The following is a 3,157-nucleotide window of genomic DNA, read 5'->3' as shown; positions in this document are numbered from 1 at the left end:
GTGATGAGGACGACGACGGCGCCGACGATCCACACCCCGGCCGAGCGCAGCCGGGCGCTCAGCGGCACCGCCGCGGTGCTCCGGGTGCCGCGGGTGGCGACATCGATGGCCGCGCTCATCGTCCCGCCTCGGCGGTCACGGTCCGCGAGACGCCGCCGCTCCGGGCGGCGACGTCACGGTGAGCGGACAGGGCGTCGAGCTCGGCGTCGAGGGCGAGGAACTCGGCGTAGACGCCCGCGAGATCGGTCAGCCCGAGCTCGTCGTCGGGCCCGAACATGAGGTCGTTGAAGACGCGCGAGACCTGCGCCAGCGCGGTCGCGTGAGCGGGCAGGGCGGTGCCGGCGACGCGGGTGATCTCGTTCGCGGTCTGCGCGGCTTCGAGGTCGATGACGTGTCTGAGGCCGAGGACGGCGAAGATCGCCCGGGCCTCGTCGATGACCGCGGTGCGATGATCGCCGCGTTCGTGGGCGGCTCGGGCGCTCTCCCGCCAGGGTTCGGGGCGCGGGGTGGCGACGACGGCGTCGAAGGCCGCCAACGGCATCCGGGCCCGCCGCAGTCCCAGGCGCCGCACCCGCCAGACGATGAGCCCGATGAGCACCGCGACGCCCGCAACGACGAGGAGGAGCAGCCACGGCGAGTTCCCCTTCAGCGCCGCGGAGAGGAGCGTGGCCCAGACATCGCCGAGCCAGCGCCCGAGCTGTTCGAGCGGTGTGAGGTCGTTCTCCGCGTACTCGCTGCGGCTGAGTTCGCGGTTGATCCACTCGCGACCGGTGTCACGGTCGATGACCCCGGAGGCGGCGGAGGCGATGACGGGCGGGATCATGACGCGGCCGCCTCCTCGGTGCGGATGACGACGAGGTCGAAGCCCTCGCTGCGCATCCGGGCATCGAAATAGCTCGCGCACACGAGGCACGAGAAGTAGCCGTAGAGGACGGCGGAGGAGACTGCGGTGAGGGCGAGGACGAGGGCGCCTGCGGTGACCGCGATCGCCGTCATCACCGCGGTGTCCCCGCCGGAGGTCGAGAGGAGCGCGGTGAGGACGATGGTGAGGACGAAGATGAAGGGAGCGATGACGAGCTGGATGAACTGATTGGCCAGCAGGTACCCGAGTCCGAGCTGGCCGAGGGTCCGCCAGAAGCCGCTGCCGGTCAGCCGCCACGAGCGGGCGAGGGCCGCGCCGATGCCGAGGCCCTCGGCGGCGATCACCGCACCGGTGAAGGCCAGGCGCAGGTTGAGCCAGACGACGGCGAGCACCCAGACACCGAGGAGGATGAGTCCGATGACACCGCCGATGATGGGAGCGCCGAGGAGGCCGGCGGCCACGGCGGGGCCCGCGACCAGCGCCAGCAGCACGGTGTCGATGCCGGTGATGAGCACGGCCGCCCCGATGAGCCGCCAGCGGCGTCCGGCCAGGGCGCGCCAGGCCTGCGTCAGCGTCGTCCGCCGTGCCCCGAAGGAGTTCTCGGCCCCGGGGGCGAGCAGTCCGGCGAGGAAGTGGACGAGCCCGAGGCTGAGCAGGCCGAGGACGAACGATCCGAGCTGCGCGAGGAGCGCGAGGCCCGACATCGCCTCGTCGTCGGCCATGACGTCTGAGAGGAACGGCAGGAAGGTCAGCGTCAGCGCCGTGCCGGCAGCGGTGAGCGCCAGCGTGCCGAGGGTGAAGACGATGAGCGGGGCGCCGATGGCCAGGGATGGGATGAAGCGGAGCAGGCGGAAGCCGGCGTCGAGGACCTCGAAGAACGTCAGGGGACGCTTGGGGAGGATGCCGCGGGGAAGCGGCGGTCGCCACGGCGAATGCCCCGGAGACGGACTGCGAGGCTGCCACCGGCCGGTTCGCCAGTCGACCTGCGAAGTCCATGCGTTCTCTCGTCCCATTGCAGACAATCCTGCCACGGATGGCCGTCACCGGGTGTCCCGGTCGAAACTTCACATGACTTTAAGCGACAATGGAGGTATGAACGCTCGTATCCTCGTAGTTGATGATGACACGGCTCTGGCCGAGATGATCGGAATCGTGCTCAAAAGTGAGGGCTTCGAACCCTTCTTCGCCGCGACCGGCGACCAGGCCTTCGACGAGTTCCAGAAGGTGGGACCCGACCTCGTGCTCCTCGACCTCATGCTGCCCGGCAAGGACGGGCTCGAGGTCTGCCGGGAGATCCGCGACGTCTCCGCGGTGCCGATCATCATGCTCACGGCGAAGTCGGACACCGTCGACGTCGTCCTCGGTCTCGAATCCGGCGCCGACGACTACGTGCCGAAGCCGTTCAAGCCCAAGGAGCTCATCGCCCGGGTGCGGGCGCGTCTGCGCATCTCCGAGCCGCAGGCTCCCGAACTGCTCACCGTCGGCGATGTCGTCGTCGACGTCGCCGGGCACACCGTGACGAAGGGCGGGGCGCCGATCTCGCTGACCCCCCTCGAATTCGACCTCCTCGTCGCCCTGGCCCGCAAGCCCTGGCAGGTGTTCTCGCGTGAGACCCTGCTCGAAGAGGTGTGGGGCTACCGGCATGCTGCCGACACCCGGCTCGTCAACGTCCACGTCCAGCGCCTGCGCTCGAAGATCGAACGCGATCCGGAGAAGCCGGACATCATCGTCACCGTCCGCGGGGTCGGGTACAAGGCGGGCCGAGCGGCGTGAACCCCACCTCCGCCGTGCGCGGAGCCCTCCGCACCACAGCGAACGGACTCACGAGCCTCTGGGCGTTCATCCGCCGGTCGTTCAGCTACTCCCTGCAGGTGCGGATCGTCGTCCTCACCGTGATCCTCACCTCGGTGGCGATCTTCGGTGTCGGCACGTACATGTCCCAGCAGATCTCCCGCGGGCTCTTCGACAACCGGCTCGACTCCCTGTCGAAGCAGGCGGCGACGATCGTCGCCGAACTGCGCAGCGTCGCCCCGGCCGACGGGCAGGCCGTGACCCAGGAGAACCTGTCCTCCCAGCTCTCATCGATCTTCAACCGCTCGACCGGCTCGGTCTACGCGCTCACCCTCCAGCCGCGGGACCCGAACTCGTCGTTCTCGACGATCAGCGTCGGCATGGACTCCTCGGCCGAGTCGGCGGCGGAGATGCCGGTGAGCGCGGATCTGCGGGAGGCGATCGGTCAGGCGCCGACCGATGACATGCTCTACCAGTCGGTGAGCCTGCCGGGCGGGCAGGGGC

The 3,157-nt window shown here is 69.8% G+C and carries 3 protein-coding genes and 1 pseudogene; 2 read left to right on the top strand and 2 right to left on the bottom strand.

Features of this window, described 5'->3' with window-relative positions; translation table 11 throughout:
• Positions 1-115: 115 nt before the first annotated feature.
• Together FFS20_RS17740 and FFS20_RS17735 are read right to left on the bottom strand one after the other, a co-directional pair.
• Positions 116-823 (bottom strand): DUF4129 domain-containing protein, encoded by a 708-nt coding sequence (locus tag FFS20_RS17740; RefSeq protein ID WP_181365672.1) that lies wholly within the window; start codon positions 821-823, stop codon positions 116-118.
• Positions 820-1,875 carry a hypothetical protein gene (locus FFS20_RS17735; RefSeq protein ID WP_137827093.1) on the bottom strand — a complete coding sequence of 352 codons (1,056 nt, stop codon included), beginning with the start codon at positions 1,873-1,875 and terminating at the stop codon, positions 820-822. Before FFS20_RS17735 ends, FFS20_RS17740 begins: the two co-directional genes overlap by 4 nt.
• A gap of 79 nt (positions 1,876-1,954) precedes the next feature.
• Between FFS20_RS17735 and mtrA the strand changes: the two genes are divergently transcribed.
• Positions 1,955-2,635, top strand: coding sequence for an MtrAB system response regulator MtrA (mtrA, locus tag FFS20_RS17730; protein WP_137827092.1), 681 nt, complete (start codon positions 1,955-1,957; stop codon positions 2,633-2,635).
• Positions 2,632-3,157 (top strand): annotated as a pseudogene (locus FFS20_RS17725) (two-component sensor histidine kinase); the annotation flags it as partial. The gene mtrA and the pseudogene FFS20_RS17725, both read left to right, overlap by 4 nt.

The organism is Brevibacterium sp. 2SA, from assembly GCF_005502845.1.
In the GTDB taxonomy this organism is placed as follows: domain Bacteria; phylum Actinomycetota; class Actinomycetes; order Actinomycetales; family Brevibacteriaceae; genus Brevibacterium.
The sequence above is the reverse complement of the archived record's forward strand: the minus strand, read 5'-3'. Positions and strand labels throughout refer to the sequence as shown.

Coding starts and splice junctions, on each gene's coding strand:
- FFS20_RS17740 (WP_181365672.1), bottom strand. CDS start 823: ATGATCCCGCCCGTCATCGCCTCCGCCGCCTCCGGGGTCATCGACCGT.
- FFS20_RS17735 (WP_137827093.1), bottom strand. CDS start 1,875: ATGGGACGAGAGAACGCATGGACTTCGCAGGTCGACTGGCGAACCGGC.
- mtrA (WP_137827092.1), top strand. CDS start 1,955: ATGAACGCTCGTATCCTCGTAGTTGATGATGACACGGCTCTGGCCGAG.